The following is a 26,284-nucleotide window of genomic DNA, read 5'->3' as shown; positions in this document are numbered from 1 at the left end:
ATGCCCCAGCACCCCGCCCCGGCATCGTCGCCGGGCGTGATCGAGTCCTTCCGCGGCCCGCTCGCGGCCGCCTTCTCGCCCGACCGTCCGCTCTCGGCGCGCGGGGTGCTCCTCTCTCCCGAGCAGTCGCTGCCGGTGCCGACCGCCGCCGACCGGGACGCCTGGGCCGCGGCCGATGCTCCGACCCTCGCCGCGGTCGCCCAGCGCGCCGCCGCCGACCTGCTCGCGCCGTGGCCGCAGCCGCTCGCGAGCCAGGCCGTCCGCGTGCACCGCGACGGGAACCGGGACGGCTGGGAGCAGCGGGCGTTCGAGCGGCAGCGTCGGCTGAGCCGCGCGGTGCTGCTGGCCGCGAGCACGAGCGGCGGCACAGCAGACTTCTGGCTCGATCAGGTCGCCGACGGCGTGCAGCTGCTCCTCGAGCAGAGCTCCTGGTGCTGGCCGGCCCACGACGACGCGCTGAGCCGGCACGGCTCGGTGCTCGCCGACGTCGCCGACCCCTTCCTCGACCTCGGCGCGGGCGAGGTCGCCGGCCAGCTCGCCTGGCTCGACCACGTCCTCGGCGAGCGCCTCGACGACCGGTATCCCGGGCTGCGCCGCAGGATCCGCCGCGAGACCCGCGAGCGCGTGCTCGCCCCGTTCCTCGCCCGCGACGACTGGCACTGGCTGGGCCTGGACGGCGACGTGCACAACTGGAACCCCTGGATCACCGGCAACGTGCTGGTCGCCGCCCTCCGCCTGCTCGACGCGCCGGGCGAGGAGGACGAGCGCGCCGCCGTCGTCACCCGCGCCGTCGCCGCGCTGGACCGCTACGTCGCCGTGCTCCCCGAGGACGGCGCGATCGACGAGGGCTACGCCTACTGGTGGAACGGTGCCGGCCGCGCCCTCGAGGCGCTCGACGTCCTCGCGCACGCGACCGGCGGCGCCTGGGATGCCTCGGCCGTGCCCGCCCTGCGCGCGACCGTCGCCTTCCCGCACCGCTCGCACCTCGGCGGCGACTGGTACGTCGCGCACGCCGACGGCCAGGCGTTGCAGTCGCGCGACCAGCCCTGGCACGCGGTGCACCGGGCCGGCCGCCGGGTCGGCGACACCGCGGCGATGGCGCACGCCGCGGCGCAGCGCGCCCCCGGCGAACCCGCCGCCTCCGAGAAGGAGGGACTCGGCCGCCTGCTGCGCGGAGCGACCGACCCGCTCTGGACCGCGGCCCCCGCGGCGCTCCCGCCGCTCCCCCGCGAGGTCTGGCTCGAGTCCGTCCAGGTGCTCCTCGCCCGCACGACCGCAGGATCGCCGGCCGGCCTGACCCTCGTCGCCAAGGGCGGGCACAACGCCGAGCACCACAACCACAACGACGTCGGCGCGTTCCAGGTGGCGAGCGACGGCGTACCCGTCGTCGTCGACGCCGGCCGCCCCACCTACACCGCCGCCACCTTCGGTCCGGAGCGCTACGGCATCTGGACGATGCGCAGCGAGTGGCACAACCTGCCCGTCGTCCGCGGGCTCGGGCAGCCGCCCGGGCGGGAGGCGGCCGCGGCGGACGTCTCGGTCGCGCTGAGCGACGCGTCCGCCGCGTTCTCCGCGGAGCTCGCCGCCGCCTACCCCGGGACGGGCCTGCGCTCCTGGCGCCGCACCGTCTCCCTCGACCGCCCGTCCGCAAGGGTCGTCCTCGAGGACCGCTGGGACCTCGCCCCGTGGGACGATCAGGACGATGAGCCCGGCACCGCGATCCGACTGCTCCTCGCGGGAGACGTCGTGACCGAGCGCGGAGCCGCCCGGGTCCGCCCGCTCGGCGGCGCTCGGCCGCTCCGGATCGCCTGGGATCCGTCCTGCGAGCACCGCACCGTCGTCCGGGAGCTGGACGATCCGATGCTCTCGAGCGTCTGGGGCGAGCGGCTGACGCTGCTGGAGATCGACGCCACCGCGCGCAGGGAGCTGCGGATCGCGATAGACCTGGACCCACCGATCGGAGAGCAACGATGAGCGACCAGACCCAGTCCCCACCCCTCGCCGCCGAGCGACGGGCGCACATCCTCGCGGCCCTCGGCGTCGACGGCGCCGTCCGCATCTCCCAGCTGACCGAGGCGCTCGGCGTGGCGACGGTCACGCTCCGCCGCGACCTGGTGCAGATGGAGCGCGAGGGCCTGCTCAGCCGCGTGCACGGCGGCGCGGTCGTGCTCTCCGGCTCGGCCGGTCACACGGCGCCCGCCCCGGAGCCGGAGGAGGTCAAGCTCGGCTCGATCGCCGTCCTGGTCCCCTCGCTCAACTACTACTGGCCCGGCGTGCTGCACGCGATGGAGGCGACCGGCCGCAGCCTCGGCTACGACGTCGTCCTGCGCGGCGCCTCCTACGAGCTGCAGGACGAGCGCCCCGTGCTCGAGCGCCTGCTGCGCTCCGGCGACGTGCGCGGGCTGATCGTCGCCCCCAACACCGACACGGAGCACTCGGGCGACGTCCTCCGCTGGCTCGCCGACTGCGGCGTCCCGTCGGTCCTGGTCGAGCGCGACGCGGTCCTCGAGCCCGAGGGCACGCCCGCCGAGTCGGTCACCACCGACCACGCGCTCGGCGCCGTGCTCGCCGCCCGGCACCTCGCCGAGCTCGGCCACCGCAAGGTCGGCCTGATCCTGTCGCGGAACTCGCCCACCTCGCGCAAGATCGCCGCGGGCTGGCTCTCGGCCTGCGAGGCGCTCGGCCTCACCCCCGCCGACCACTTCGAGGAGACGCTGCCCGACCGCGGCAGCGCCGACTTCTCCGAGGTGGTCAACGCGGCCCTGGAGACGGCCCTCGAGACCGGCGTCACCGCGCTGCTCGTCCACTCCGACCCGGAGGCGATGGCCTTCGTCGACCTCGCGCTCAACCGCGGCATCTCGGTGCCCGGCGACCTCTCGGTGATCGCCTACGACGACGAGGTCGCGCAGCTCTTCACCCCCGCGCTGACCGCGGTGAGCCCGCCGCGCGCCGGCGTCGGCGAGGCCGCGGTGCGCCTGCTCGTGCAGCGGATCGAGGACCCGGAGCGGCCCGTGCACCGCGTGCAGCTGAACCCGAGCCTGATCGTCCGGGCCTCGACGGCGGCGCCCGGGCGCCCGGCGGACGGGCAGCCGGACGGCGCGCGGTGATCGACCGCCACGAGCACTCGCCGTGGTCGTTCTGGGCGGAGGCCTCGCCGGAGCAGCGGTTCCGCCAGCTCGAGCTGCAGCGCGAGCTCCTGGCCGCGCACCCCGGCTGGACGATCGGCGTCGACTGCTTCGTCGCGGAGTCGGCCGCGGTCGACCCCGAGCACCTCGTGCTGGGCGACCGCTCGTACCTCGCCGCCGGCGCGTACCTGACGGGCGACGTCGAGATCGGCGCCGACTGCTCGCTCAACCCCTACACGGTGGTGCGCGGGAGCGTCGTCCTCGGCTCGGCCGTGCGGGTCGGCGCGCACACCTCGATCCTCGGCTTCAACCACTCGATGGAGCCCGGCACCGAGGTGTTCCGCCAGCCGCTGAGCTCGCGCGGCATCCGCATCGGCGACGACGTCTGGATCGGCTCGCACGTGGTCGTGCTCGACGGCGTGACGGTGGGCGACCACGCGGTGCTCGCCGCCGGTGCGGTCGTCACGAAGGACGTGGCGGCCGGTGCGGTCGTCGGCGGCAACCCCGCGCGGCGGCTGCGCTGGCGGGTGCCGCCCGTCGCCGCCGAGGTCTCGGACGCCGCGCGCCTGGCGGACCGGGCGCGCGAGGAGATCGAGGGGATCCTGCGCGGTGCACTCGTCGACGGCGGGCCGGCGCCTCAGGACGGACCTGCACTCCACGACGGACCTGCACTCCACGACGGGCCCGCCTTCCGCGACCGGCCGGGCGCCGCCCCGACCGACCGCGCTCTCGGCGACGCGGTCGAGCTCGCCGACCTCCTGCTCGGCTCGCCTCCTCCCGGCGTCGATCCCGCCGCGGTCGTCGCGCGGCTCCGCGGGCTGCCGGTCCCGGGGGCCGACCTGTGGACCGATCCGGAGGCCGCGTACCGCGTGCTGAGCGCGGGCTACGCGCTCGACCTGCTCGGGTCGGAGTTCGCCCGGCCGCTGACCGCCGTGACCGAGGAGACCCCGGAGGGCCTCGTCGCGCGGCTCGACGGGCTGCGTTGGCGCGACGACCCGTGGAACGCCGGCCACCACGTCGACGCGCTCGGCACCGCGCTGCACTGGACGCGCCGCCGCGGCGACGCGGTCCCGACCGGCCTCGAGGAGGCGCTCTACGGCTGGCTGCTCACCCGCGCCGATCCCCGCAGCGGCATGTGGGGCGAGGCGTCGGCCGACCGCGGACTGCTCCTGCTCGTGAACGGCGCGTACCGCGCGACCCGCGGCACCTTCGTGCAGGACGGCCGCCCGCTCCCCTACCCGGACGCCGTCCGCGACACCGTCCTCCGGCACGCCCGCGACGACCGCTGGTTCCGGCCCGAGCGCGTCGACGCCTGCGCCGCCCTCGACCTCGTCCACCCGCTCTGGCTCACCCGCGGCAGCACCTACCGCGCCGCCGAGGTGGAACCGCTGGCGCGGACCCTGCTCGCGGACGTCCTCGGCCAGTGGCGCCCCGGCCGCGGCTTCGCCTTCCGCCTGCACGCCGACGACGCCGGCCTCCAGGGCACCGAGATGTGGCTCGCCGTCCTCTGGTACCTCGCCGACCTCCTCGGCGCCTCCGACGCCCTCGGCTACCGCCCCCGAGGCGTCCACCGCCCGGAGCCGGCCCCGCCCCGCCCCATGCTGATCGAGTAGCCCGCGCAGCGGGCGTATCGAGATCCCCCACCCCCAGCACGCCGGGTCTCGATACGCCGCCTCCGGCGCCTACTCGACCAGCATGGGTCGGCCCACGAGTGGACCCGAATCGGGGCCCGACACAGGGCCACACCCCGATACGCGTCCCCTCGCGCGCCTCACCGCCTCCGACTGGACGCGCACCGGGGCCTGCTCGGGGCGCGAGGCCCCTCACGGGTCCGTTCGAGGACTCCTGCTGATCGAGTAGCCCGCGCAGCGGGCGTATCGAGATCCCCCCTGACCAGCACGCCGACTCCCAGCGCGCCGCCTCCGGCGGCCGCGCTCCACCCGCGCCGCTCAGGGGATCAGCCGCCGGTCGCGGAGGTCCTGGAAGAGGCGCAGGAACATCGCCTCGGTGTCGACGTACTCGTGGAAGCCCGCCCGCCGGGACTTCGAGCTGTCGGCGATGACGTCGTAGTCCCAGCCGAAGACGAAGTCGCCGAACCGCCAGGACGACACGTCCTCGTACGGGGTGGGCACGAGGCCGTGGCGCTCGATCATCGCCTGCCACAGCGCGCCCTTGTCGGCCATCACCTCGGTGAGGCTCATCGGCAGCGGCGGGGCGACCTCGAGGTCGAAGAAGGCGGCGATCCTCGGCCACATCGACGACCAGCGGAACAGATCGCCGTTGGTGATGTTGTAGGCCTGATCGCGGCTGCCGGGGTCGGTCGCCGCCCAGACGGTGGCCTTCGCGAGGAGATCCGCGTCGGTCATCTCGATCAGGCTCGTGTACGCGCCGGGCGCTCCGGGGAAGCGCAGCGGGATCCCGAGCTCCCGGCTCATCGAGGCGTACACCGCGATCACCATCGCGAGGTTCATCGGGTTGCCGAGGCCGACGCCGGCGACCACCGAGGGACGCAGCGCGGACCACGACCACCGGGCGCCCGCCCGCCGCCGCTCGAGGAACCGCTGCTGATCGACGTTGAACTCCGGCGGCATGTGCGGCGGGTCGTCCTCCCGCGCGGGCGTGGCGAACGGGCCGAGGTGCGCGCCGTAGACCTTGTAGCCCTGCATGAGCGAGATGTGCTCGAGACCCGGGGCGACGGGCTCGATCGCGTCGACGACGTGGGTGAGCATCGCCAGGTTCGGCGCGACGAGCTCCGCCCAGGTCGCCGGTCCTGGTACGCGGCGTAGAAGACGTGCGTGACCGCCGCCTCCTCCGCGAGGGCCGCGGCCGTCGCCTCCCGGTCGAGCAGGTCGACCGCGATCTGCCGGACGCGGGCGGTGTCCGCACCGCCGCGCCGCGAGACGCCGACGACGTCCCAGCCGCCCTCCTGCTCGAGATGCCGGATCAGGTTCCCCCCGATCACCCCTCGCGCTCCGACCACCAGTGCTGTCCTGTTCATGCGGCTCTCTCTTCACATCGCGTTTTCACGATGCCCTTTCTAGCAGACATCGGGATATCGCGATGTGGCGATAAGCTGAGGCCATGACGGAGCTGAGCGACGAGGAACTGGTGACGGCCTTCAAGGCGCTCGGGCATCCGACGCGTCTGGCGATCCTCGGCTGGCTGAAGGAGCCCGCGTCCTTCCCCGCGCAGGACCGGCCCGCCGAGGAGGTCGGCGTGTGCCTCAAGCACATCCAGGCCCGCGCCGAAGTGTCGCAGTCCACGGCGTCGCAGTTCATGGCGACCCTGCAGCGCGCGGGCCTGGTCATCTGCACCCGGATCGGCCCGTGGTCGCACTACCGGCGCAACGAGGAGACCCTCGCCGCCCTCGGCCTGGCCGTGCTCGACGGCGTTCAGACCCCCTGAGGACGCTCCGGCCGCGTCGCCAACGCGGCGGCGGCCGCCACACCGACGGTGTCGACCGGCTCCCGGCCGAGGAGCGCGGCCAGGTCGCCGCTCGGCTCCCCGAGGAAGCCGTGGCGCACCGCCGAGTGGATCGACATCAGCATCGCGGGCTGGAACGGCTTCAGTCCCGCTGCCCCGTACGACGCTCGGCGCTCCGCGAGATCGAGGTCGTCGAGCGGGACGCCCAGCCGCTCCGCCACGTCGCCCGCCGTGATCGCCGGTCCGACCAGGTCGTAGGCGCGGCCCTCGTGCTCCCCCGGCGCCGCGGCCACCGTCGCGGCGACGTCCGCCAGGTCCTCGCGGGCGACGGCGGCCAGCGCTCCCTCGCCGAACGCCGAGACGAGCCGCCGCCCGGACCAGGTGAGGAGGGAGCCGAAGAGGTCGGCGTAGAGGCCGTTGCGGAGGACCGTCCAGCGGACGGCTCCGCGGGCGAGACGGCGCTCGGTCCAGCGGTGCGCGAGGGCGAAGGCGAGGTGGTCGCCGGCCGCGGTGACGCTCGTGTAGACGACGTGCCCGACGCCGTCGCGCTCCGCCGCGGCGAGCGCCGTCTCGTGCCGCGCGACGACGACGTCGTCCTCCGCCTCCCCCGCCGACACGAGGACGAGGGTGTCCACGCCCGCGAAGGAGACGGTCGACGGATCGTCGAGGTCGATCCTCCGCAGGCCCGGCCGCTCCTGGCGGCTGCTGCCGATCGCGGGGACGCCGCGCCGGAGGAGGGTCTCGAGGATCGCGGAGCCGAGCTGCCCGGTCGCGCCGGTGATGAGGATCACGGTCTCACCTTTCGTGGTTCTTCGGGATGACTACGCTCTGATCGTGCTGCGCCCCGTCAGCCCCGACAAGGAGGCACTCTCGTGTCACTCACGCACACCGGAGTAACCGCGGACCTCGAGCCCTGCGGTCGGGAGGATCATCCCGACTGCGGCATCAGGGACGTCCTGACGCGGGTCGGCGACACCTGGTCGGTGCTCGTGATCGTCGAGCTCGCGAGCGGCGACCGGCGGTTCCGCGAGCTCCAGCGCGCGATCGACGGGATCTCGCAGCGCATGCTGACGCTGACCCTGCGCCGCCTCGAGCGCGACGGCCTGGTCGAGCGAACCGTCTTCCCGACCGTGCCGGCCCAGGTCTCCTATGCCCTCACCGCCTCCGGCAGCAGCCTCACCCACCTCGTGAAGGCCCTCGCCGACTGGTCGCTCGAGCAGCGGCCGGCGATCGCCGCGGCCCGCGACCGCTACGACGAGCGGAACCCGGGCCACGCCATCCGCTGACGCCCGGCCCGGGGAGGAGAATGGCCCGGTGGACATGCGGACCGTCGAGGTGCTGAAGGCGCTGGGCAACCCCACCCGCCTGCAGATCATGGAGTGGCTGCGGACGCCCGAGGCCTCCTTCAGCGAGTACGAGCCCATCGCCGACCGCGCGGAGTTCGGCGTGTGCGTCACCCATCTCGCCGCGAAGACCGGCCTCGCGCAGTCCACCATCTCCTCCTACATGGGGTCGCTGGAGCGCGCCGGCCTCGTGCGCTCGACGCGGGTGGGGAAGTACACGCACTACCGCCGGAACGCTGCGGACGTCGACGACCTTCTGCACCGCCTCGAGGACACCCTCTAGCGCTCGGGACGTAGCGACGTTTCGAGGATCGTCGATACGATGGCGGCATGAGCACCTCGTCGACGGCCGCCCCGGTGCGCCGCGCCCTCCTCGTCCAGGCCCATCCGGAACCGGGCTCGTTCTCCTCCGCCCAGGCCGACGCGGTGGCCGAGCAGCTGCGCACGGACGGGATCGAGGTCCGCCGGATCGACCTCTACGCGGACGACTGGGACCCCGTCCTGCACCGCGACCAGTTCGCGAGCGCACCCGGGTACTTCAAGCCGCAGGCCGAGCAGAGCGCCGCGGTCGCCGCGGGCACGCTCGGAGACCCGGTGCAGTCGCACCTCGACGCGCTGCGGGAGGCCGACCTCCTGGTGCTCTCGTTCCCGCTCTGGTGGTTCTCGATGCCGGCGATCCTCAAGGGCTGGATCGACCGGGTCTTCGTGATGGGCGCCGCGTTCGGCGGCGAGCACGGCGTCTTCGCCGAGGGCGGGCTGCGCGGACGGCGGGCCGTCCTGCTCCTGACCACCGGCGGCGGGGAGCCGGCGTTCGCGCCCGGCGCGGCCGACGGCTACGGCGAGCTGGACGTCTTCCTCGCGCACATCCACCGCGGCATGCTCGAGTTCGTCGGCTACGAGGTCCTGCCGCCCGTCGTCACCTACGCACCCGCCCGCCTCGACGCCGCCGAGCGCGCGGAGGCCCTGCGGAGCGCCCGCGCCCGGATCGCGGACCCCTTCATGCTGATCGAGTAGCCCGCATCGCGGGGCCTCATGCCGATCCAGCAGCCCGCATCGCGGGCCCCTTTCATGCTGATCGAGTAGCCCGCGCAGCGGGCGTATCGAGATCCACCGTCTCCAGCACGCCGGGTCTCGATACGCCGCCGGAGGCGGCTACTCGACCAGCATGGAAGGCACCGCCGGAGGAGCCTGCTCGACCAGCATGCGGGGCACCGCCTGAGGCTGCTACTCCGCAGGCGTCGTGGGCAGCAGCTCCGCCACCAGCGCCTGCACGCGGGCGCGGATGTCGTCGCGGATCGGGCGGACCTCCTCGAGGGGGCGGCCCTTCGGGTCGGCGAGGTCCCAGTCCTCGTAGCGCTTGCCGGGGAAGACCGGGCAGACGTCGCCGCAGCCCATCGTGATCACGACGTCCGAGGCCTGCACCTGCTCGGTCGTCATCAGCTGCGGCACGGCCTGCGAGATGTCGATGCCCTCCTCCGCCATCGCCGCGACCGCGACCGGGTTGATGCTCTCGCCCGGCTCGGAGCCGCCGGAGCGCACCTGCACGGCACCGCCCGAGAGCTCTCTCAGATAGCCGGCGGCCATCTGCGAACGGCCGGCGTTGTGGATGCAGACGAAGAGGACGGTGGGGGCGGTCATACGGCCGAATCTACCGACAGAGTCCACCGCGAGCACGCCCCTCGGGCGCCGGCGTGGACCAGCGCCCGCCCGCGCTTCTGGAGTCGCGGGCGCCCGCCCGCTCGACGCACACTGGCCGGGCCCCCTCCCGCGACGACCCCTCGGACGGATCACCGTGCTCACCGGACTCAGCGCCTTCCCGCTCACCCCGCTCCGCGACGACGCCGTCGACGAGCCGGCCTTCGCCGCGCTCGTCGAGCGCCTCGCCGCGGCCGGTGTCGACTCGATCGGGGCGCTCGGCTCGACCGGCTCCGCCGCCTACCTCGACCGCGAGGAGCGGCGCCGGGTCACCTCGCTCGCCGTGCGGCACGCGGGCGCCGTGCCGGTCGTCGTCGGGATCAGCGCACTGCGGACCTCGCAGGTGCTCGCCCTCGCCGAGGACGCGCAGGAGACGGGCGCCGCGGCGGTGCTCCTCGCTCCGGTGAGCTACCAGCCGCTGACCGACGACGACGTCCTCGGCCTCTACGAGGACGTCACCGCCCAGCTCTCCGTGCCACTCGTCGTCTACGACAACCCCGGCACCACGCACGTCACGATGACCGATGAGCTCTACGGCGCGATCGCCCGGCTGCCCCGCGTCGCCTCGATCAAGATCCCCGGCGTCCCCGCCGATCCGGCCGCCGCGGCAGACCGGGTGGCCGCGATCCGAGCGCAGGTGCCCGCGGGCGTCACGATCGGCGTCTCCGGCGACGCGTCCGCCGCCCGCGGCCTGCTCGCCGGCTGCGACGCCTGGTACTCGGTGATCGGCGGCACGCTCCCCGGCCCCGCGCTGACGATCGCGCGCGCCGCGCGGTCCGGCGACCGCGCCGCCGCCGAGGCCGAGTCCGCCCGGCTGCAGCCGCTCTGGAACCTCTTCGCCGAGCACGGCGGCAGCTACCGGGTGATCGCCGCGATCGCCGAGCAGCTCGGCCTCGCCGCCCCGGACTGCCTGCCCCGCCCCATCCGCGGCCTCGACGCACCGGCGCGTTCCCGGGTCGCCGAGGTCGTCGCCGCCCTCGACCTCGGCACCCCCACCGGCTGAGCTCACGGCGCGTCCACCGACCCCGGCGCGTCCAGCACCACCCGCCCGTCCAGCTCGAGCCGGTCGAGGAACGCGTCGTCGTGGCTGACGACGAGCAGTCCGCCGCGCCAGGCCCGCAGCACCTCGACCAGGTGGTCGGCCGTCGCCAGGTCGAGGTCGTTCGTCGGCTCGTCGAGCACGAGCAGCTGCGGCACCGGTCGCGCGAGGACCACGCCGGCGAGCGCCACCCGGAAGCGCTCCCCGCCTGAGAGCGTCGACGCGGGCCGGTCGACGATCGCGCCGCGCAGCAGCAGCCGCGCGAGGGCGTCGCGCAGGGCCGGGATCGGCAGGTCCGGCGCGGCCCGGGCGACGTGCTCGAGCACGGTGCGGTCGTCGTCGAGCATGTCCTCGCGGTGCTGGGCGAGGTAGCCGATGCGGTCGGTCAGCGCCCGCGCGTCCGTGCCGGGCACGGGATGCGGATGGTCCGGCTCCGCGCCGACGAGCCGCTCGAGCAGCAGGGTCTTCCCGGTGCCGTTGGCGCCGATCAGGCCGAGGCGCTCGGGGCCTTGCAGCACCGTGGTCCGGCCGCGGACGGTCAGCTCGGCGAGCCGCCGGGTCGCGGGCACAACCGGGTCGGGGAGGTCGAGCCGCACCGCGTCGTCGTCGCGGCGCCGCCCGGACGCCTCGTCGACCCGGTCCTTCGCGCGCGCCTCGGCCTCGGCGTGACCGGAGCGGAGTCGGCCCGCGGTCCCCTCCGCGCGGCCGCGGCGGAAGTCGGAGGCGCCCTTCGGCATCGACCGCCCCGACTTCTCGCCCGCCTTCGCGCGCCGGGCGATCGTGGTCTGCGCCTCGATCCGCTGGCGCTTCTCGGCGCGCAGCACCTGCTCGGCGACGCGGACGTCGCGCTCGACGGCCGCGCGCTCGACGGCGAGCCGCTCCTCGAAGTCGGAGAACGTGCCCGCCGAGGTGCGCAGGTCGCCGTCGCGCAGCTCCGCGATCTCGTCGACGTGCTCGAGCAGCTCCCGGTCGTGGCTGACGACGACGAGGGTGCCGCGCCAGCCGTCGACGAGCGCGAGCAGCAGCCGCCGGGAGCGGCGGTCGAGGTCGTTCGTCGGCTCGTCGAGGACCGCGATCGGCCGGCCGCGCAGCGCCACCCCCGTCACGGCCGCGAGGACCGCCTGCCCGCCGGAGAGCATCGAGACGGGGCGGAGCAGATCGGCGGCGTCGAGGTCGAGTCCGGCAGTGCCCAGCGCGGCGACGGCCCGGGCCTCGATGTCCCAGTCGTCGGCGAGCGCCTCGAACCGGTCCGCCCCGGTGTCGCCGGCCAGGATCGCGTGCAGTGCGTCGAGCCGACCGCGGATCCCGAGCAGATCGGCGACGGTGTCGTCGGCGCCGCGCGGAAGGCGCTGCGGCAGCAGGTCGACCGCGCCGGTCGCGGTGACGGTCCCGCCCGTCGGCGCGAGGTCGCCGGCGACGAGCCGCACGAGCGTGGACTTGCCGGCGCCGTTCGCTCCGACGAGGGCGGTGCGGCCGCGGCCGAAGGCGGCGGTCACGTGGTCGAGGACGATCGAGCCGTCCGGCCAGGCGAACGAGCAGTCGGTGAGGACGAGGGACGGAGGGGTCGGTGAAGAGAAGGGCACGGTGCTCCCGGTGGTCGCGTCGGCGCACGACGACCACCGCTCTCCGCCGAGGCGGGAGCGCGCGTCCGCCCGGTTCAGCGGGCGGGAGCAGGGGTCGTCAGTGCGAGGGCAGCTGCTGCGTCGTGGACGCAGTACCGGTGCTGGTGCGCACGAGACCGTCTTTCCTGCGGGGAGCCCCCGTGTCCGCGAGCCGATCGGCCGGCCGGTGAGGTGGCCGCCCCGACGTCGCGGCTCGCGACGAGGTACGCGTCGACGGTACGCGCGGTGCGGGGGCGGCCGCAAGGGCGGGGTGTCTCTTCGCTACTGCACCAGCGCCAGCAGCGCGCGGATGTCGGCGGCGAGCAGGTCCGGCTCCTCGTGTGGCGCGAAGTGGCCGCCGCGGGGCATCGGCGTGTACCGGACGACGTCGTAGCTGCGCTCCGCCCAGCTGCACGGCGGGCGCGTGAGATCGAAGGGGAAGACGGCGAGCGCGGTGGGCACCGCGACCCGGCCCACCCGCGTCGTCCGCCCGGTCGCGTACTCCCAGTAGGGCCGGAGCGACGTGGCGATCGAGTCGGTGAACCAGTAGAGCGAGGCGAGGGTGAGCAGGTAGTCGTCGTCGAAGCGGGTCGCGAGGTCGCCGCTGCAGTCGCTCCAGGCCCGGTGCTTCTCCAGGATCCAGGCGAGCAGGCCGACCGGCGAGTCCGACAGCGCGGGCGCGAGGGTGAGCGGCCGGGTCTGCTGCTGGTGCTCGTAGGCGCCCTCGTCCGCGAACCAGGTGCGCTGCTCCTCGAGGTGCTCGCGCTCCTCGGCGGTGAGGGAGTCGTCCTCGACGTGCTGCGGCGAGGCGACGGCGAGCAGATGGATCCCCGCCACCGCCTCCGGGTGGCTCTCGGCCAGCCGCGAGGTGATGCCCGCACCCAGGTCGCCGCCGTGCGCGGCGTAGCGGGCGAACCCGAGCTCCTCGGTCATCAGCCGGTGCCAGAGCTCGTGCGTCTGCTCGTCCAGCCCCGGCCGCTGCGGCGAGAAGGGGAACCCCGGCAGCGCGGGGACGACGACGGTGGCCGCCTCCGCCGGGTCGCCGCCGAACCGCGACGGCGTGGCGAGCCGCTCGGCGAGCGCCACCAGCTCGAGCGCGGTGCTGGGCCAGCCGTTGGTCAGGACGATCGGCAGGCGACCGGACGTCTCCGCCTCGAAGCGGAGATAGGCCACCGGCGTCCCGTCGAGATCGGCCTGCGCCCAGGGCAGCGCGCGCATCCGCCGCTCCTGTGCCGGCCAGTCGAACTCCTCCGCCCAGCGCCGCGCCAGCCGCCGCAGCTCGGCCTGGTCGGTTCCCGCCGACCAGCCCTCGACCGGCCACTCGGGCGACCAGCGGGTCCGGCGGACGCGCTCGCGGAGCTCGGCCCATTCCTCGGCGGCGACGGCGGGAACCGGAGAGTCGGAGCGAGACCAGGTCATCGCTCGACCGTAGCGGCGGGGGCCGACATCAGAACAGGTCGGGGCTCTCCTGCTCCCGCGCCGTCGACGACTCGACCTCGGCGACCTCGTGGCGCAGCGACGCGGTGACGTCGCGGGCGCCGGCGACGGACTCGACCCGCACCGTCACGCGCTCGACGGGGACGACGGTCCGGGTGAGGGCGATCCGCTCCTCGTGCAGGACCACGACGATCGGCTCCTGCGGGGCCGCCGCGATCGCGTCGGGCAGCGGCGGGCCGTCGGCGATCGGCTCGCGGGTGACGCGCAGCTCCTCCCGGCGGATCTCGACCGTGATCGTGCGCTGCTCGGTCACGACGACCCTCCTGACCCGGACGCGCTCGGTGGCGTGCCTGCGCGTGCCGACGAGGAGGCGCTCCTCGTGCAGGACCACCTCGGCGGTCGGCGCCGGCTCGGACGCGGTCGGCTCGGTCGGTGTCGGCACGGTCGGTGTCGCGCTCATGCGGTCCCCTCGATCTGCTGCGGACGCGGCCGGCCCTGCTCGGAGCGAGCGGAGCCGGCCGCGGGTGGTGCGGGTGGTGCGGTCGTGCGCCTAGCGGGGGCGGCGCGCGGTGGTCGCCGGGGCGGCCTGCTTCGCCTGGTCGGCGGCGCGCTTCGCCTGCTCGGTGACGGAGGGGGCGTTCTGCGCCTCCTGCTGGATCTTCGGCGCCTCCTCCTCGGCCTTCGTGAGGATCGCCTCCCAGCGCTGCTGCATCGGCTTGATCAGGCCGCCGCCGGCGCCGACGATGATGACGCCCGCGATGATCGCGAGCACGGCGACGAGGATCGGCGTGGTGACCGTCGTCGCGACCTCGATCTGGTTCAGGGCCGCGGTGACCCCGAGGAAGAGGATGAACACCGCGACGATGTTCCCGAGGGCCTTGCCGTAGGAGAGGCCGCCCAGGGTGTTCTGGATCAGGCCCTTGGCACCCGCGGCGATCGCGGCGGCGAGGACGACGATGATGATCGCCACGATGATCTTCGGCAGGAAGCCGATGATGCCCTGCAGCAGATCGCTGACCGGGTTGGGGCCGAAGACACCGAAGGCGAACTGCAGCACGAAGAGCACGAGCGTGTAGTAGATGATCTTCGACACGATGTCGGACGCGTCCAGCGTCGAGTTCGCGAGGGCCTTCTTGATGCCGCCGCGCTCGACGGCGCGGTCGAAGCCGACCTTGGTGAGCAGGCGCGAGAGGCCCTTCTCGATGAGCTTGGCGACGATCAGGCCGACGATGAGGATGAGCAGGAACAGCAGCGCGAGCGGGACGAACGCGATGACCGCGGCCAGTCCGTTCTGCAGAGCGGCGGGGAGATCCATGGGGGAGCCTTTCGGGCACGGTCCGGAGCAGGACGGGTGAGGGTGGTGCAGGGGGTCGTGCGGGGTGGTGCGGGTGCGGCGGCCGGCGAGCGGTGCTGCTCACCGGCCGCCGCGGGTCCCGCTAGGAGCGCGCGTCGCGGTCGACGACGGTCTCCTCGGCGCCGGAGCGGGTGCCGGTGCGGGTGTCCTCGGGCTCGACGAGCTCGATCTCCTCGTGCGAGACGTCGGCGTCGACGGTGCGCTGCTCGGTCACGGTCTCGGTGCCGAGCGACACGCGCTCGACGGGGACCGTCTCCTTCGCGGTGACGACGCGCTCCTCGGTGAGGATCACCTCGTGCTCCTCCTCGCTGAGGTCGGGACCGGCGAGCGCGTCGCCGGCGTTCGCCTCGGTGATCGGCTCGCGGGTGAGGGTGACCTCGTCGTGGCTGACCGGAACCGTCTTCGAGACCTGCTCGGTGACGATGTGCTTGCGCAGGCGGGCGCGGCCGGCCTCGACCCGCTCGGTGCCGACGCGCAGGCGCTCCTCGGAGCGGGTCATCGCGTCGTCGGTCGTCGGGCCCGAGGTGTCGTGGCCCTCGGTGCCGCGGTCGCGGTCGGCGGCGCTGTCGGCAGTGCGGTCGACCCCACTGTCCGTGCCGGCGCCGCGGTCGGCGTCCTGGTCGTAGAGGGGCGCCTCGGTCGGCGCCGCGTCGGTGCCGCCGAGCCCGTAGTAGGAGTAGAGGGCCTGCTCCTCGTCGGCGGAGAGCTGTCCGTCGTCCTCGATGCGCGGGGCGTCCTTGACGAAGGCCTTCTCGTAGCCGACGCGGAGGACGCCGCCCTCGTAGCTCGCGTCCGCGAGGGGCGCGAACGACTCCGAGGAGCCGAACAGGCCGGTGCGGACGGTGACCCAGGTCGGGGTCTGCGTGCTGTCCTCGACGTAGACCTGGCCGACGGTGCCGATCTTGGCGTCGTCGCTGCCGTGCACGTCGGCGCCGATCAGGCTGTCGATGCTGCTGCTGTCGATCATGGTGCTCTCTCTTCTCTCCCGGGACGGTGCCGCGGGGTCGCTGGTGCGGGGCGGAGGCGAAACGGGGCGCGGCCACCGGCGCAGCGGGTTCTGCGGGGTGGTGCGCGCTCCTCGGGGAGGCGGACCGGCGCGGGGATCGCAGGGAGCACGGTCCGGCAGCGGCACACTTACAGCGTAAGCCTGGTCGGAGCTTACGGTGTAAGCGTTGTTACGGTGGAGGTGCTTGCCTTCGCGGCACCGCACCTGGTATCCGGGCGGGCGGGCACTGCAGGAAGGCGCGGTGCATGACCGACAGCGAGAAGCCGAAGCGGAGCGGCTCCCCCGCCCGCAAGCTCAGCCGGGACCTCATCGTGGAGACCGCGCTCGCGATGATCGACCGCACCGGCCCCGAGGCGCTCTCCATGCGCACCCTCGCGCAGGAGCTGGGCGTCGAGGCGATGTCGCTCTACCGCTACGTGCACGGCAAGGAGGACCTCCTCGAGGGCGTCATCGCGCTGCTGATGCGCGAGCTCACCGTGCGGCTGGACGAGGCCGAGAGCCGGCACTGGCAGGAGTTCCTGCAGACGGCCGCCCACGAGGTCCGGCGCATCGCGACCGACCACCCGAGGGCCTTCCCGCTGGTCGCGACCCGGCACCCCGCGGCCCCCTGGCTCCGGCCGCCGCTGCGCAGCATCGAGGCCGTGAACACCTTCCTCCGCTCGCTGACCGGCAGCGGGCTCACCGACGCGCAGGCCGTCGGCGCCTACCGCTCGTTCAGCAGCTTCCTGCTCGGCCAGCTGCTGCTGCAGGCCGTGGTGCAGGGCGCCGAGACCTCGCCGACCGACCTCCCGCTCGACGAGGGCGACGCGACGATCCCGCAGGGCGACGGGAACGTCTCCCTCGACGTCGCGCCCGAGGTGAGGCGGCTCCGCGGCCTGCTCAGCGAGGACCACAGCGACGAGGAGTTCGAGATCTCCCTCGAGGTGCTCCTCGACCGGCTCGACCGGGAGCTCTCGCAGTAGCCCTCGCTGCTCCGCGGGGCGCGGCGACCCCCAAAGACCCGTTTGACGGTTCGTAAGGCCGGGCGTGACGATGGCCGCATGTCCACTCTCGAGGAGCTGCGCGCCACCGCCCACCCGATCCGGCTCCGGCTGCTGTCCCTGGTGACCGGCGCCGCGGCGAGCGCCGCCGAGGCCGCGCGCGAGCTGGGCCTCTCGCAGGCGACCGCGAGCTACCACTTCCGCGTGCTCGAGCGGGCCGGGCTGGTGCGGGTGGTCGAGACGGTGCGGCTGCGCGGCGGCGAGGCGAAGCGCTACCGGCACGAGTCCTCCGGGCGGCCGTTCGACGTGACCGCGACCGTCGAGGCCGGGCCGGCGGAGGACCGGCAGCTGTACCTGGAGGCGCTGATCGAGGAGCTGCGGCGGCGGTCCGCGGCCCGCGCCGACGGCCCGCAGCTCTCGACGGACGCCGAGCTCTGGGTCGACCAGGAGACCTGGCGGCGGGTCGTCCGGCACGTCGGCGAGGCGTCGGCTCTGCTGCACGCGGCGGCCCGGCCGCCCCGGAGCCCGGGCACGGTGCCGGTGTCGATGACGACCGCGCTGTTCCCGCTGCGGCGGCCGTGACTCCGCGCGGGACTCCCCGGCCCGGCCCCCTCGCGCACCGCCCGTTCCGCCGACTGCTCGCCGCCCGGACGACCGCCGTGCTCGGCAACGCCGTCGCGCCGATCGCCCTGGCCTTCGCCGTCCTCGACCTGACCGGCTCGGCGACCGACCTCGGCCTGGTCGTCGCCGCGCGCTCGCTCGCCAACGTCGCCGTGCTGCTGCTCGGCGGCGTCCTCGCCGATCGGCTGCCGCGCTCCGTGATCCTGGTCGGCACCTCGCTCGCCGCCGCCGGCACCCAGGCGGTCGTCGCCGCCCTGGTGATCAGCGGGACCGCGAGCATCCCCGCCCTCGTCGTGCTCGGCGTGCTGAACGGCGCCGTCGCGGCCGTGAGCCTGCCCGCCGCGTCCGCCCTGGTACCGGAGACCGTCCCCGTGGGCGAGCTGCGCCCCGCGAACGCGCTGCTCCGCCTCGGTCTCACCGCCGGGACGATCGTGGGCGCGTCGGGCGGGGCGGCCGTCGTCGCGCTCGTCGGACCGGGGTGGGGGCTCGCGATCGACGCGGCCGGGTTCGCGCTCGCCGCTCTCCTCTACTCCGGGTTGCGGCTGCCCGCCTCGACCCGGACGGTCGCCGGCGGCTCGGTGCTCGCCGACCTCCGCGAGGGCTGGCGGGAGTTCTCCGGCCGGCGCTGGGTCTGGATCGTCGTGGCCCAGTTCACGGTGCTGAACGCGGCGTTCGTCGGCGCGACCACGGTGCTCGGGCCGGTGATCGCCGACGAGTCCTTCGGCCGCGCGGCCTGGGGGCTGGTGATCGCCGCCCAGACCGTCGGCCTGGCGATCGGCGCCGTCATCGCGCTGCGCTGGCGGCCGCGGCGGGCGCTGGCCATCGGCGTCGCCCTGATGGCGGTCACCGCCGTCCCGGTCGCGGTCCTCGGCGTCGTCCCCGCGCTCCCCGCCCTGATCGTCGCCTTCGCGCTCGGCGGCGTCGCGCTGGAGGTGTTCGCCATCGCCTGGGACCAGTCGCTGCAGACCCACGTGCCGCGCGAGGCGCTGGCCCGGGTCTACTCCTACGACATGGTCGGCTCGTTCCTCGCGGTTCCGCTCGGCGAGGCGCTCGTCGGGCCGCTCGCTGACCTCGTCGGCACGCGGGCCGTTCTGCTGGGCTGTGCGGCGGTGATCGTGGCGGCGTCGCTGCTCGCCTTCGCCAGCAGGAGCGTCCGCGGCGTGGGCAGCGCGCCGGCGGGCACAATGGCGGGCATGGACCCCGAGAACAGCCCGGCCGCGACCGGCCGCTACGCGCACGGCCACCACGAGAGCGTCCTCCGCTCGCACCGCTGGCGCACCGTCGAGAACTCCGCGGCCTACCTGCTGCCGCACCTCGCGCCCGGCGTCTCGATCCTCGACGTGGGCTGCGGCCCGGGGACGATCACCGTCGACCTCGCCGAGCGGGTCGCCCCCGGCCGGGTGCTCGGGGTCGACGCCTCGGCCGAGGTGATCGCGCAGGCGGCGTCCCTCGACTCCCCCGCGGAGTTCGCGGTCGCCGATGCCTACGCGCTGCCGTTCGCGGACGACTCCTTCGACGTCGTGCACGCGCACCAGGTCCTGCAGCACCTCACCCGCCCGGTCGACGCGCTGCACGAGTGGGGCCGGGTCGGCCGCCTCGTCGCCGCGCGCGACGTCGACTACGCCGGCGTGCTGATCCACCCCTTCACGGAGGGCCTGCAGGCCTGGGCCGCGCTCTACCAGCGGGTGCACCGCGCCTCGGCCGGCGAGCCCGACGCGGGCCGGCGCCTCAAGGCCTGGGCGCGGGAGGCCGGCTTCGAGAGCGTCGAGGTCACCGCGTCGCTCTGGGTGTTCGAGAACGCGGAGGACCGCGGCTGGTGGGGCGGCATGTGGGCGGACCGGGCGGTCTCCTCCTCCTTCGCCACCGTCGCCCTCGAGCGCGGCCTCGCCACGCAAACCGAGCTCGAGGCGATCAGCGATGCCTGGCGCGCCTGGTCCCGCGACGAGGACGGCTGGCTCTCGATGCCCCACGGCGAGCTCCTCGCGCGCTGAGCGTCGCCGCGGCAGAGGTGCCTTCAGCGTCTGGACTCGTCCGACGTCTTCCGCGGCGCTACGAGCTGGCTCATCCGCTGCGGGGTGATCTGGAGCACTCGTGCCGCCTCCGCTTGCGTCAGCCGGTGATCGGCGAGCAGGGACCGGGCGGCCTCCCGGCGGAGGCGTGCGCTGCGGGCCATCGACGCCCGCCCTTCGCGCTCCGCCGACTCGGCCTCGGAGAGCAGCACGGACACCTCGGCCGGCAGTTCGATCACGACGTCGACCCCGCCGTCCCAGCTCTCGAGATCCAGCCAGAGCGCGGCGACGTCGCGCACGTCCTCGTCGAGATCCTTGAGTGAGCGCGACTGTCCCATCGCGACGATCTCCGCTCCAGTCGGACCGGCGCTCGTCAGCGCGGGGATCGTGAACACCCACCAGCGGCCCTCCCGGTGTGCGTGGGCAGCGATCGTCTCCTCGGTCATGCCGACCGACCTCCTCGTTCTCGTGTCATCGCCAGCTCGGCGGCGTCGCGGGGAAGACGGCGACGATCTGCCTGACCACTCCCGCCGACACCTCGCCGTGCGCTGGAATGCTGATCCGGCCCTTCCCGTCCGGGTCTCCCCACCATTCGTGGGACCCCTTCGCATCGCGGAGCCGTTCCCAGCCCTGCGAGCGGAGGAACTTCGCCACGTCGCGATACTTCTGCGGCTTGGTCATGGAATCTACCCCCGCTTGTCAACGGCATCAAGTGGCGCTGAATTCGATGGCACGACTTCGCACCTCGGATCGGCGCTCTCGGGAGAGAATCCTGACGACGGGAGAGAGGTACCGGCTCATCTGGCGCAGAACGTCGCGCTGCTGGATGAACGGGGAGGCAGAGGGATGACGTTCGCGCTGCTCGTGTGCTGAACCGTTCCGCTGCCGGCGGACACGGCTACGGAGCGGAGCGGTGATCCGGTTCAGTGGGGGCATGCGCAGAGTCCTGATCCTGGGTGGCAGCGGATGGCTGGGGCGCCGTCTCGCGGAGCGGGCGGTCGCGGCGGGGGACGAGGTCACCTGCGTGGCCCGCGGCGAGGCCGGAGCGGTTCCGGGCAGCGCGCGGCATCTGCGCGTCGACCGGCGCGACCGCGACGCGTACGACGGACTGCGCGGCGAGTGGGACGAGGTCGTCGAGCTCGCCCACGCTCCCGAGCTCGTCGGGCCGGCCCTCGACCGCCTCGCTCCGGCCGCCGCGCACTGGACGCTCGTCTCCTCCGTGTCGGTCTACGCCGACGTGGAGCGGATCGACGCCGACGAGTCCGCCGCCCTGGTCGAGCCGGTGGACCCGGAGCAGTACGCGGACGCGAAGGTCCTGGCCGAGCGCGCCGCCGCCGACGCCCTCGGCGGCCGGCTGCTGATCGCGCGCCCCGGCCTGATCGCCGGGCCCGGCGACCCGAGCGACCGGCTGGGCTACTGGCCAGCCCGCTTCGCCCGCGGCGGCACGGTCCTGGCGCCCGAGACCGACGGCCGTTTCGCGCAGGCGATCCACGTCGACGACCTCGCCGACTGGCTGCACGCGGCGGGCTCGGCGGGAGTGACCGGAGCCGTCGACGCCGTCGGCCCGGCCGCGCCCCTGGGCGACCTCCTCGCGACCGCCGCCGAGCTCGCCACCTTCCGCGGCGACGTCGTGCCCGCCGACGACGAGACCCTGCTCGCGCACGGCGTCGGCTACTGGGCCGGCCCGCGGTCGCTCCCGCTGTGGCTGCCCGCCGAGGCGGTCGGCTTCAGCCGGCGCAGCACCGCCTCGTACCTCCGCGCCGGCGGCCGCCACCGTCCGCCCGTGGAGACGCTGCGCCGCGTCCTCGACGACGAGCGCGCCCGCGGACTGGACCGGCCCCGCCGGTCCGGCCTGGAGCCTCGGGACGAGCGGGCCGTCCTCGACGCACTGCGCTGACGGCGCCCTCGGCGAGCCCGTCCACTCGCCGCCGCCGCACAACATCAGCTGAGACGGGTGGGCCTCGCCCCACAGAGGAGGCCTCCCCTTCTCAGCTGATGTTCTGCGCGAGTCCGCCCCGCTCCGCCCCCTCGTTCGCCGACACCCGTCGGCGAAGAGCCGCGGATCGGCGCCGATCGGGCGCCGCGAGCGCCTTCTGTTACGGCGAGCGTCGGCCGCCGTCGCGCCCGCTCGCCGCACCGCGCCATCATCATCAGCACACCGACGCGGACGCCGTCTCCGAGCACCCCGCGCCCCCTCTCCCACCCCCACCGGGCGCTCTCCGGCGCGCCCGCACACCCTCCCGGAAGGACCGACGCCATGATCCGCCTCGAGCAGCTCACCAAGGTCTACGGGCAGGGCGCCGACGCCGTGACCGTGCTCGACCGCCTCGACTTCTCGGTCGGCACCGGCGAGATCTTCGCCGTCGTCGGGCCGAGCGGCGCCGGCAAGAGCACGCTCGCCGCCTGCGTCAATCTGCTCGAGCGGCCCACCTCCGGCTCCGTCGTCGTCAACGGCGACGCCCTCTCGCAGCTGTCCGAGCGGGAGCTGCGGGTCGCCCGCCGCCGCATCGGCACCGTCTTCCAGTCGGACGGCCTCTTCAGCCGCCGGACCGCGGAGCAGAACGTCGCCCTCCCGCTCGAATACCTCGGCGTGACCGCGGCCGAGACGAAGCGCCGCGTCGCCGAGCTGCTCGAGCGCGTGGGCCTCGGCGACCGCGCCCGCTACTACCCGCACCAGCTCTCCGGCGGTCAGCGCCAGCGCGTCGGGATCGCCCGCGCGCTCGCGCTGCGCCCCTCCGTCCTGCTCTCGGACGAGGCGACCTCGGGCCTCGACCCCGCCTCGACCACCGCGATCACCACGCTCCTCAAGGAGCTGCGCGACGACCTCGGCCTGTCGATCCTCTTCATCACGCACGAGATGGAGACGGTCCGCCAGGTCGCCGACTCCGTCGCGCGCCTCGATCAGGGCCGCATCGTGGAGTCGGGGCGCCTCGTCGACCTGCTGCGCGACGCGTCCTCTCCTCTCGGCCTCGCGCTCAACCCGGTGCGCCCCTCAGTGCTGCCGGGCGCGGGGCTCGACGAGTGGGTCGTCGGCTACGCCCGCGACGGAGTGCCGGCCGACTGGGTGACGCGGCTGTCCGACGCGGTCGGGCCGGTCGCGCTGCTCGGCGCGGCGATCGAGACGGTCGACGGACGCGCCGTCGGCCACGCGACGATCGGCCTCGGTCCGGTCGAGGAGCGCCGGCTCGCGCACGCCGCCGACGCTCTCGGGCTGTCGGTGCGGCGGGGCGCGGTCCGGTCGGACGCGCTCGTCGAGGAGGCGGCGGCATGAGCGCGCTCATCTCCTCGGCGGCCCTCGGTGCGCTGCACCTCGACACTGTGCACGCCCTCGGCGCCCTGCACCTCGACAACAAGGTCCCCCTCACCGACATCCCCGCGCTCGTGCTGCCCGCGCTCGGCGAGACGCTGATCATGGTCGGCATCGTGATGCTGATCGTCGTGCTCGTCGGCGTCCCTCTCGGCGCCGCCGTGCACAACCTCGCTCCGGGCGGTTTGTTCGAGAACCGCGCCGCGCACCAGAGCCTCAGCTGGATCATCAGCATCGGCCGCTCGCTGCCGTTCCTCATCCTGATGGCCTCGATCATGCCGTTCACCCGGCTGATCACCGGCACCAACATCGGCATCGCGGCGGCCGTCGTGCCGATGTCGATCGCCGGCATCGCCTTCTTCACCCGCATCGTCGAGAACGCGCTGCGCAGCGTGCCGCTCGCGCTGACCCGGGTGGCCCGCGCCTCCGGAGCGTCGCGGCTGCAGGTGATCCGCTCGGCGCAGCTCAGCGAGGCGGTGCCGCAGATCCTCGGCGGCCTCACCATCAACACCATCGCGATGATCGAGTACTCCGCCATCGCCGGCACGATCGGCGCGGGCGGCATCGGCTACGTCGCCGTCACCTACGGCTACCAGCGCTTCGACACCACCGTGATGCTCGCGACCATCGTCATCCTCGTCGCGACCGTCGCCGTCGTGCAGCTCACCGGCGACGCACTGGTCCGCGCGACCACGCCGAGCGCCTCCCGGTCCCGGCGCACCCCGCGCGTCGCCGTCTCGGTCTAGCCGCTCCTCCCCCTGATCCCGCCCCGGGCCCTCCGCCCGGGCGTCCCTCCCGCGCGCCGCCGCCCGGCCGCGACCGCTCGAAAGGCACTGCCATGTCCACTGAGAACCACGGCCCTGAGAACCCCCGCTCCGAGAAGTCCGGCACCGAGAAGTCCGGCCCTGCGAAGCCCGGCCCCGAGGACCTCGGCTTCGAGCTGAAGAAGAAGCGCCGCTGGCCCTGGATCGCCGGAGCCGCCGTCGTCGTGGTCGGCGTCGGCGCGCTCGTCGCCGTGCCGCTGCTGTCGCCCGCCGTCTCGGCGAACGAGCAGGAGGGTGCGACCCTCTACGTCGCGACCGCCGAGGGCAACGCCTCGGAGCAGGCCCTGGTGGACTTCGTGGCGGAGGAGGTGGCGCCGCGCTACGGCATCACGGTCGCCTTCAAGGGCCTCTCGGACAGCAACACGATCAACCGCGCCGTCAGCGAGGGCGAGGTCGCCGCGACGGTCTACCAGCACAAGCTCTGGCTCGGCCAGGTGCTCGAGGCCAACCCCGACTTCGAGGAGGAGGCGGCCACGCCCGTCTTCCGCTGGGGCTTCGGCCTCTGGAGCGACAAGTACGGCGACGTCTCCGAGATCCCCGACGGCGGCACGATCTCGCTCTACTCCGACCCGGCGAACGAGGCCCAGGGCCTCTGGCTGCTGCAGTCGGCCGGCCTGATCACGCTGAAGGAGGGCACGGAGCCCGGCACCGCGACCCAGGACGACATCGCCTCGAACCCGAAGAACCTGCAGTTCACGCTGCTCGACTTCGCCGCCCAGTCCCGCGCCCTGCCCGACCTCGACGCGGCCGTCGGCTACACCGAGTACTACCTCGCCGCCGACATCCCGATCGAGAAGCAGATCTTCGCGCCCCAGGCCCCCGACGACTTCGCCGGCCAGCTCACCATCGGCTCGAAGTACAGGGACACCGCCAACATCGAGAAGCTCGTCGCCGCCTTCCAGGACCCGGCCGTGCAGGAGTTCCTCGCCACCGACGAGACGGTGAAGGGCATCCTGCTGCCGATCGAGGGCTGACCGGGCGGATCCGCGAGGGGGTGCGGCCGCGTCCTCCGCACGACATCAGCTGAGAGCCGGTCTCATCGCTGAGGGGAGATGAGACCGTCGCCCAGCTGATGTTCTGCGCGAGCCCCGCGCCGCCGCCCCTGCCGCCTCCGCGCCTTCGGCACGTGGAACCACCCCCGGCACGCCGAAGCCTGCAGATCCCGCGAGCCGGAGCAGGAATCGCGAGCCGGGGGCGGCTCCGGCCCACACGCACACGCCCGATACCGCCGCCGCGGGAACACGGAGGCCGCCGCCCGCGTTGGCTCTCTCATGACCGTTCCCCTCTCGATCCTCGACCTCGCCCCCATCGCGCCCGGAGAGACCGCGCGCGACAGCTTCGCCGCCTCCGTCGCTCTGGCGCAGCAGGCCGAGCGGAGCGGATACCGGCGGGTCTGGTACGCCGAGCACCACAACATGGCCTCGATCGCATCGAGCGCCACCTCGGTGCTGATCGCCCACGTCGCCTCGCAGACCTCGACCATCCGCCTCGGCTCCGGCGGCGTCATGCTGCCCAACCACTCCCCGCTGACCATCGCGGAGCAGTTCGGCACCCTCGAGACGCTGCACCCGGGCCGCATCGACCTCGGCCTCGGCCGCGCCCCCGGCAGCGACCAGGCCACCTTCCGCGCTCTGCGCCGCGAGCACGACTCGTCCGAGCGCTTCCCGCAGGACGTCCTCGAGCTGCAGGGCTTCCTCGCCGGCGAGTCCCGCATCCCCGGCGTCAGCGCGACGCCCGGCGCCGGCACCCGCGTCCCCCTCTACATCCTCGGCTCGTCGCTCTTCGGCGCCCAGCTGGCCGCCGCTCTCGGTCTGCCCTACGCCTTCGCCTCGCACTTCGCGCCCGACGCGCTGCACCAGGCCGTCGCCGAGTACCGCCGCGGCTTCCGCCCCTCGGAGCAGCTCGACGCCCCCTACGTGATCGCCGGAGTGAACGCCATCGCCGCCGACAGCGAGGAGGACGCCCAGGAGCAGTTCGCGCAGATGAAGCGCGCGCGCCTGATGATGCTCCTGCGCCAGAGCGGCCAGATCCCCGTCGACCAACAGTTCTCCGAGGAGGAGCTCGACCACCTGCTGACCGCCCCGGTCGGCGCGCACGTTGCGAGCATGACCCACTACACCGGCGTCGGCACCGGCGAGCAGGTCGCCGATTACGTGGCCGAGTTCGCACGTTCGGCGGAGGCCGACGAGGTCATCGTCGCCCACGCCTCGCTCACGACGCCCGCCCGCCTGCGCTCGGTCGCGCTGCTGGCGGAGCACTCGCTCGTCGCCGCGTAGCCCGCCGACCTGCCGACCCCCGTCCGATCTGCAGGCGATCCTGCCGACTACGCGCTGACGCCCACCCGGCAGCCGCTCCCGATGCCGGATCGCCTGCACAACGGACCGCCACCCTCCCGACGAGCAGCCCCTAGGTCCGATCTGCAGGTGATCCCGCCCACAACGCGCTGACGCCCACCCGGCAGCCGCTCCCGGTACAAGATCACCTGCACAACGGACCACAGCGCGCACGGCGGGCGGGACC

The 26,284-nt window shown here is 74.2% G+C and carries 26 protein-coding genes and 2 pseudogenes; 17 read left to right on the top strand and 11 right to left on the bottom strand.

Features of this window, described 5'->3' with window-relative positions:
- The 3 genes from MT355_RS10555 to MT355_RS21270 are packed head-to-tail and all read left to right on the top strand — an operon-like array spanning nucleotide 1 to nucleotide 4,738.
- A complete protein-coding gene (locus MT355_RS10555; RefSeq protein WP_243599475.1) occupies nucleotides 1-1,974 on the top strand; it encodes a heparinase II/III family protein in 1,974 nt (657 codons plus the stop codon).
- Nucleotides 1,971-3,107, top strand: coding sequence for a substrate-binding domain-containing protein (locus MT355_RS10550; protein ID WP_123447339.1), 1,137 nt, complete (start codon nucleotides 1,971-1,973; stop codon nucleotides 3,105-3,107). The genes MT355_RS10555 and MT355_RS10550 overlap by 4 nt, the downstream gene beginning before the upstream one ends.
- Nucleotides 3,104-4,738, top strand: a complete 1,635-nt coding sequence (locus MT355_RS21270) for an acyltransferase (RefSeq protein WP_308197351.1) — start codon at nucleotides 3,104-3,106, stop codon at nucleotides 4,736-4,738. Before MT355_RS10550 ends, MT355_RS21270 begins: the two co-directional genes overlap by 4 nt.
- Nucleotides 4,739-5,074: 336 nt before the next feature.
- On the opposite strand, the gene MT355_RS10535 is transcribed toward MT355_RS21270, so the two are convergent.
- Together MT355_RS10535 and MT355_RS21750 are read right to left on the bottom strand one after the other, a co-directional pair.
- Nucleotides 5,075-5,854: an SDR family oxidoreductase gene (locus MT355_RS10535; RefSeq protein WP_243599474.1), complete on the bottom strand. Its 780-nt coding sequence runs from the start codon at nucleotides 5,852-5,854 to the stop codon at nucleotides 5,075-5,077.
- A 74-nt stretch (nucleotides 5,855-5,928) separates the two neighbouring features.
- Nucleotides 5,929-6,123 (bottom strand): annotated as a pseudogene (locus MT355_RS21750) (NAD-dependent epimerase/dehydratase family protein); the annotation flags it as partial.
- An 83-nt stretch (nucleotides 6,124-6,206) separates the two neighbouring features.
- On the opposite strand from MT355_RS21750, the gene MT355_RS10530 reads away from it, so the two are divergent.
- The gene (locus MT355_RS10530) at nucleotides 6,207-6,530 is read left to right on the top strand and encodes a helix-turn-helix transcriptional regulator (protein ID WP_243599473.1); all 324 of its coding nucleotides are present in this window, start codon (nucleotides 6,207-6,209) and stop codon (nucleotides 6,528-6,530) included.
- Here MT355_RS10530 and MT355_RS10525 read toward each other — a convergent pair.
- The gene (locus MT355_RS10525) at nucleotides 6,518-7,339 is read right to left on the bottom strand and encodes an NAD(P)H-binding protein (protein WP_243599472.1); all 822 of its coding nucleotides are present in this window, start codon (nucleotides 7,337-7,339) and stop codon (nucleotides 6,518-6,520) included. The two genes, MT355_RS10530 and MT355_RS10525, sit on opposite strands and share 13 nt — an antisense overlap.
- A gap of 81 nt (nucleotides 7,340-7,420) precedes the next feature.
- On the opposite strand from MT355_RS10525, the gene MT355_RS10520 reads away from it, so the two are divergent.
- The 3 genes from MT355_RS10520 to MT355_RS10510 are packed head-to-tail and all read left to right on the top strand — an operon-like array spanning nucleotide 7,421 to nucleotide 8,905.
- Nucleotides 7,421-7,834: a helix-turn-helix domain-containing protein gene (locus tag MT355_RS10520; protein WP_243585752.1), complete on the top strand. Its 414-nt coding sequence runs from the start codon at nucleotides 7,421-7,423 to the stop codon at nucleotides 7,832-7,834.
- A 34-nt stretch (nucleotides 7,835-7,868) separates the two neighbouring features.
- Nucleotides 7,869-8,174 carry a helix-turn-helix transcriptional regulator gene (locus MT355_RS10515; RefSeq protein ID WP_243599793.1) on the top strand — a complete coding sequence of 102 codons (306 nt, stop codon included), beginning with the start codon at nucleotides 7,869-7,871 and terminating at the stop codon, nucleotides 8,172-8,174.
- A 47-nt stretch (nucleotides 8,175-8,221) separates the two neighbouring features.
- The gene (locus MT355_RS10510) at nucleotides 8,222-8,905 is read left to right on the top strand and encodes an NAD(P)H-dependent oxidoreductase (RefSeq protein ID WP_243599471.1); all 684 of its coding nucleotides are present in this window, start codon (nucleotides 8,222-8,224) and stop codon (nucleotides 8,903-8,905) included.
- A 210-nt stretch (nucleotides 8,906-9,115) separates the two neighbouring features.
- Here the strand turns inward: MT355_RS10510 and MT355_RS10505 are convergent, their stop codons facing one another.
- Complete coding sequence (locus MT355_RS10505; RefSeq protein WP_123706188.1) at nucleotides 9,116-9,529, bottom strand: arsenate reductase ArsC; 414 nt, start codon at nucleotides 9,527-9,529, stop codon at nucleotides 9,116-9,118.
- Between the two features lie 154 nt (nucleotides 9,530-9,683).
- Here MT355_RS10505 and MT355_RS10500 point away from each other — a divergent pair, with 154 nt between their 5' ends.
- Nucleotides 9,684-10,589, top strand: a complete 906-nt coding sequence (locus tag MT355_RS10500; protein WP_243599470.1) for a dihydrodipicolinate synthase family protein — start codon at nucleotides 9,684-9,686, stop codon at nucleotides 10,587-10,589.
- Between the two features lie 2 nt (nucleotides 10,590-10,591).
- Here MT355_RS10500 and MT355_RS10495 read toward each other — a convergent pair whose 3' ends face one another.
- The 5 genes from MT355_RS10495 to MT355_RS10475 form a co-directional block, all read right to left on the bottom strand.
- Nucleotides 10,592-12,208: an ATP-binding cassette domain-containing protein gene (locus tag MT355_RS10495; RefSeq protein WP_243599469.1), complete on the bottom strand. Its 1,617-nt coding sequence runs from the start codon at nucleotides 12,206-12,208 to the stop codon at nucleotides 10,592-10,594.
- Between the two features lie 300 nt (nucleotides 12,209-12,508).
- The gene (locus MT355_RS10490; protein ID WP_243599468.1) at nucleotides 12,509-13,645 is read right to left on the bottom strand and encodes an epoxide hydrolase family protein; all 1,137 of its coding nucleotides are present in this window, start codon (nucleotides 13,643-13,645) and stop codon (nucleotides 12,509-12,511) included.
- A 28-nt stretch (nucleotides 13,646-13,673) separates the two neighbouring features.
- Complete coding sequence (locus MT355_RS10485) at nucleotides 13,674-14,123, bottom strand: YsnF/AvaK domain-containing protein (protein WP_243599467.1); 450 nt, start codon at nucleotides 14,121-14,123, stop codon at nucleotides 13,674-13,676.
- Nucleotides 14,124-14,213: 90 nt separating this feature from the next.
- On the bottom strand, nucleotides 14,214-14,978 hold the full coding sequence (locus MT355_RS10480; protein WP_243599466.1) for a hypothetical protein: 765 nt from the start codon (nucleotides 14,976-14,978) through the stop codon (nucleotides 14,214-14,216).
- 121 nt (nucleotides 14,979-15,099) lie between these two features.
- Entirely contained in the window at nucleotides 15,100-15,984 is an 885-nt protein-coding gene (locus MT355_RS10475; protein WP_243599465.1) for a DUF2382 domain-containing protein, read from the bottom strand.
- 284 nt (nucleotides 15,985-16,268) lie between these two features.
- On the opposite strand from MT355_RS10475, the gene MT355_RS10470 reads away from it, so the two are divergent.
- From MT355_RS10470 to MT355_RS10455, 4 genes and pseudogenes are all read left to right on the top strand, one after another.
- Complete coding sequence (locus MT355_RS10470) at nucleotides 16,269-16,985, top strand: TetR/AcrR family transcriptional regulator C-terminal domain-containing protein (RefSeq protein WP_123706181.1); 717 nt, start codon at nucleotides 16,269-16,271, stop codon at nucleotides 16,983-16,985.
- Between the two features lie 78 nt (nucleotides 16,986-17,063).
- On the top strand, nucleotides 17,064-17,585 hold the full coding sequence (locus MT355_RS10465) for a helix-turn-helix domain-containing protein (RefSeq protein ID WP_243599464.1): 522 nt from the start codon (nucleotides 17,064-17,066) through the stop codon (nucleotides 17,583-17,585).
- A pseudogene (locus MT355_RS10460) lies at nucleotides 17,582-18,757 on the top strand (MFS transporter); the annotation flags it as partial. The gene MT355_RS10465 and the pseudogene MT355_RS10460, both read left to right, overlap by 4 nt.
- A 60-nt stretch (nucleotides 18,758-18,817) precedes the next feature.
- A complete protein-coding gene (locus MT355_RS10455) occupies nucleotides 18,818-19,615 on the top strand; it encodes a methyltransferase domain-containing protein (RefSeq protein WP_243599792.1) in 798 nt (265 codons plus the stop codon).
- A gap of 23 nt (nucleotides 19,616-19,638) precedes the next feature.
- On the opposite strand, the gene MT355_RS10450 is transcribed toward MT355_RS10455, so the two are convergent.
- Together MT355_RS10450 and MT355_RS10445 are read right to left on the bottom strand one after the other, a co-directional pair.
- Nucleotides 19,639-20,079, bottom strand: a complete 441-nt coding sequence (locus MT355_RS10450) for a hypothetical protein (protein ID WP_132437269.1) — start codon at nucleotides 20,077-20,079, stop codon at nucleotides 19,639-19,641.
- Nucleotides 20,080-20,104: 25 nt separating this feature from the next.
- Nucleotides 20,105-20,314: a type II toxin-antitoxin system HicA family toxin gene (locus MT355_RS10445; protein WP_123736102.1), complete on the bottom strand. Its 210-nt coding sequence runs from the start codon at nucleotides 20,312-20,314 to the stop codon at nucleotides 20,105-20,107.
- Nucleotides 20,315-20,567: 253 nt separating this feature from the next.
- On the opposite strand from MT355_RS10445, the gene MT355_RS10440 reads away from it, so the two are divergent.
- The 5 genes from MT355_RS10440 to MT355_RS10420 all read left to right on the top strand — a co-directional run bounded on the left by MT355_RS10440 (nucleotide 20,568) and on the right by MT355_RS10420 (nucleotide 26,040).
- A complete protein-coding gene (locus MT355_RS10440) occupies nucleotides 20,568-21,530 on the top strand; it encodes an NAD-dependent epimerase/dehydratase family protein (protein ID WP_243599463.1) in 963 nt (320 codons plus the stop codon).
- A 360-nt stretch (nucleotides 21,531-21,890) separates the two neighbouring features.
- Nucleotides 21,891-22,904 (top strand): methionine ABC transporter ATP-binding protein, encoded by a 1,014-nt coding sequence (locus tag MT355_RS10435; protein ID WP_243599462.1) that lies wholly within the window; start codon nucleotides 21,891-21,893, stop codon nucleotides 22,902-22,904.
- Entirely contained in the window at nucleotides 22,901-23,686 is a 786-nt protein-coding gene (locus tag MT355_RS10430; RefSeq protein ID WP_243599461.1) for a methionine ABC transporter permease, read from the top strand. Before MT355_RS10435 ends, MT355_RS10430 begins: the two co-directional genes overlap by 4 nt.
- 92 nt (nucleotides 23,687-23,778) lie before the next feature.
- Nucleotides 23,779-24,738: a MetQ/NlpA family ABC transporter substrate-binding protein gene (locus MT355_RS10425; protein ID WP_243599460.1), complete on the top strand. Its 960-nt coding sequence runs from the start codon at nucleotides 23,779-23,781 to the stop codon at nucleotides 24,736-24,738.
- A gap of 297 nt (nucleotides 24,739-25,035) precedes the next feature.
- Entirely contained in the window at nucleotides 25,036-26,040 is a 1,005-nt protein-coding gene (locus MT355_RS10420) for an LLM class flavin-dependent oxidoreductase (protein ID WP_243599459.1), read from the top strand.
- The last annotated feature ends 244 nt before the right edge of the window (nucleotides 26,041-26,284 follow it).

This window comes from Rathayibacter sp. VKM Ac-2929 (assembly GCF_022815495.1).
Taxonomy (GTDB): domain Bacteria; phylum Actinomycetota; class Actinomycetes; order Actinomycetales; family Microbacteriaceae; genus Rathayibacter; species Rathayibacter festucae.
This window is presented reverse-complemented; position numbering and strand designations above follow the sequence as displayed.